Consider the following 2,582-nt stretch of genomic DNA (forward strand, 5'->3'; position numbering starts at 1 on the left):
AGCCTTAAGTAATAAGTTCTTTATCGCTTTGTAGTGCTTCAGCTGCTTTTGAGGTAATACTAGTGTGTTGTCTATTGGTAGAAGCAATGACAGTTCATATTCAATGGAGTGATCATCAGATTGCTCTTTCTCATTAAGTTTGTTGAAAAAGAAATGGTCATGTGCATGCTTGATTACAGTCAAAGTATCCTCACTGAGGAAGTGAATGTCTGGGTGGAAACCAAGAGCGTTCAAAAAATTGGCTTTATCAATGATCTTATTGCCTGTTACCTGGCGAGTATCGCACTCATTTCTCTCCAGCCATTGGTAATAGAAAGTGTCTTCTAAGGGTGCCGACATTTTCATATTGTTGATAATGAACTGACTCTTTAAGCAATTGGGCTTTATATCACTGTGAACAACTACTGCTCTTGAGGGACGACTAGCACCAAATTTTTTTTTGTATTCCGCACTACTAGGGGTGTCTAGAAGTACGGAAGAACCGCAGTCATAAAGCACCTCAACATTTCCTAATGATTGTGAAAGAATGAATGACAGACCTTGTTCGTCTATAACTGTTGTAATTTCCATAATGCCCCCAAGCAATATATCTAGTTGATTAACTGGTAATAATTATATCTAACCCTATAGACAAATACCATATTTAAACACTAAATAAAGTAAAATATAATTAACTAATTACATTGACTTTGCCCCGGACAAAGGCGTCACAATAGGGCTCGATAGAGGGTCAGCTTTTTAGGCGAAGCCGTTAAGAAAAGCGATACAAATGCTTCTAGCTCGCCGAAGGCGAATCATATGGCCACCAGCATTCTGCTAGGACGGTGACAACGGGGTTTTGTTGGCATCGTACTAGCGCTGGTGGACAACAGCCATGAGCGGCAATACTTGGCGAGGAACGAGACTTAGTAATGCAGGGGTAAGTCCGGCGGGTGGGCCTCGGTGGCGACTAGGGGGAACCCCCTATTAGTGGAGAGCAATTTTAAGTTTCTATTTTAGTTCTATGAATTCATTAACACGAGAGACAAAAAAAACCCCGACAATATTGCCGGGGCTGGTCGCTTGGGGAGCGTTAATCCCTGGTAGGTTCTGAGTCTAATGCTTTAACATAAACAGCATCAGCAACACCGTTTTCACACATTGAAGTAGCTGAAAAATTGTCTTTTGTGGTTTGACTGTAAAGTTCACTGTGTTGCGAGTTACTGAGCCAGATCAGGCTGTTATCATCGTCCAAACCTAAAAATCCTTTGGTTGGTGAGTAGATACGATAAAAAGAGCTCAGCTCATAGGTTTTAAATACCCTGCTATCTGGTAATGAGAACCAATAGCAGTCCCAATCTAAGTGAATATAGGCTTGCCTCTCTTGACACGGTTGTGAGAAACCTATCACTTTGTAGCCTTGCAGAACTAAGCCATAACCATTAACGACAATGACCTCCTCTCCAGAAGAAAACCTTGATTCGCACAATGGTATTGAAGTTAAGCTATTTTCAATATATTTCAGCATGGATATTCCTCTCTTACTCCTTGAGATTAAGCTGTTAAGCCAGTAAACAAATCTTGCTCTAGCTCTTTGGATGAGAACTGAAATCCTTGACTGATGTTGAATTCCCGGTCAGCTACCAAATCTACAAAAAAGTCATGAACATTTTCATTCTTACAACACTCTTTAATGTTCTGGGCTGCAATATAGGCTGCATGCTTAGGATTGATAGCACTGACAACGAAAGCTTTGCTCTCTGAAGAGCCAAATCGAACTGAAGTTAAAAACTCCGTATATTGGTCAAATTCATTGCCCCGCAAAACTACTTTAATTTCACTACCCTTTGAAGTCTCAAGTTTTACATAAGAGAATCCATCTTCTAGCACTTCAAGTAGTGCTCCCTTGCAACCTTTAAATGCACCTTCAGTTACGATAATTTTCATAAAGCCCCCAAGCCCTGAATATCAATCAACGATTAAAGCATTTCTGCCCCAATCCATAATAGCCATTATACCAAACAGACTGTTAAATACCACATAACAACACTAATTTCAGTTAAATATATTTAACTATATTGATTGACTTTTGGCCGGACAAAGGCGACACAATAGGGCTCGATAGAGGGTCAGCTTTTTAGGCGAAGCCGTTAAGAAAAGCGATAAAAGGCTTTTTGCTCGCCGAAGGCGATTCATATGGCCACCAGCATTCTGCTAGGACGGTGACAACGGGGGTTTGTTGGCAATGTCCTAGCGCTGGTGGACAACAGCCTTGAGCGGCAATACTTGGCGAGGAACGAGACTTAGTAATGCAGGGGTAAGTCCGGCGGGTGGGCCTCGGTGGCGACTAGGGGTATCCCCTATTAGTGGAGAGCAATTTAGCCACCGAGACGATGGCTAAATTCTATAGGTTAGGACCACTCAAAGATCGGCAATGATCGCTCTTCTCCTGCATCTGAATCTAACTCGACACACTTAAAACCCAATTGGGCTGCTTTCGAAAGGATAAAATTTAGCTCGTCAGAATATTCTTTACGGATATTTAAATCGTGTTGTGTATGCAATTTAATGAAATAGCCCGTATTTCGTTTTGCTACTAATGA

The 2,582-nt window shown here is 41.4% G+C and carries 4 protein-coding genes; all 4 read right to left on the reverse strand.

Translation table 11 applies throughout. The annotated features are described in order from the left end of the window. Window positions 1-570, reverse strand: a 570-nt coding sequence (locus IQR33_RS18835; protein ID WP_193843924.1) for a hypothetical protein, incomplete at its 3' end; no start/stop codon positions are given. A 502-nt stretch (window positions 571-1,072) separates the two neighbouring features. Beyond that, on the reverse strand, window positions 1,073-1,507 hold the full coding sequence (locus IQR33_RS18840; RefSeq protein WP_078535620.1) for a hypothetical protein: 435 nt from the start codon (window positions 1,505-1,507) through the stop codon (window positions 1,073-1,075). Window positions 1,508-1,533: 26 nt separating this feature from the next. Next, window positions 1,534-1,926 (reverse strand): hypothetical protein, encoded by a 393-nt coding sequence (locus tag IQR33_RS18845; RefSeq protein WP_042776621.1) that lies wholly within the window; start codon window positions 1,924-1,926, stop codon window positions 1,534-1,536. A 464-nt stretch (window positions 1,927-2,390) separates the two neighbouring features. Beyond that, window positions 2,391-2,582 (reverse strand): hypothetical protein (locus tag IQR33_RS33525; protein ID WP_228013990.1); only part of this gene is annotated, 192 nt, incomplete at its 5' end.

It is taken from the genome of Vibrio sp. OPT46 (assembly GCF_015163535.1).
Classification (GTDB): Bacteria; Pseudomonadota; Gammaproteobacteria; order Enterobacterales; family Vibrionaceae; genus Vibrio; species Vibrio alginolyticus.

Excerpts from the sequence above, each read along its gene's own strand:
- IQR33_RS18840 (WP_078535620.1), bottom strand. The coding sequence starts at position 1,507 with ATGCTGAAATATATTGAAAATAGCTTAACTTCAATACCATTGTGCGAA.
- IQR33_RS18845 (WP_042776621.1), bottom strand. The coding sequence starts at position 1,926 with ATGAAAATTATCGTAACTGAAGGTGCATTTAAAGGTTGCAAGGGAGCA.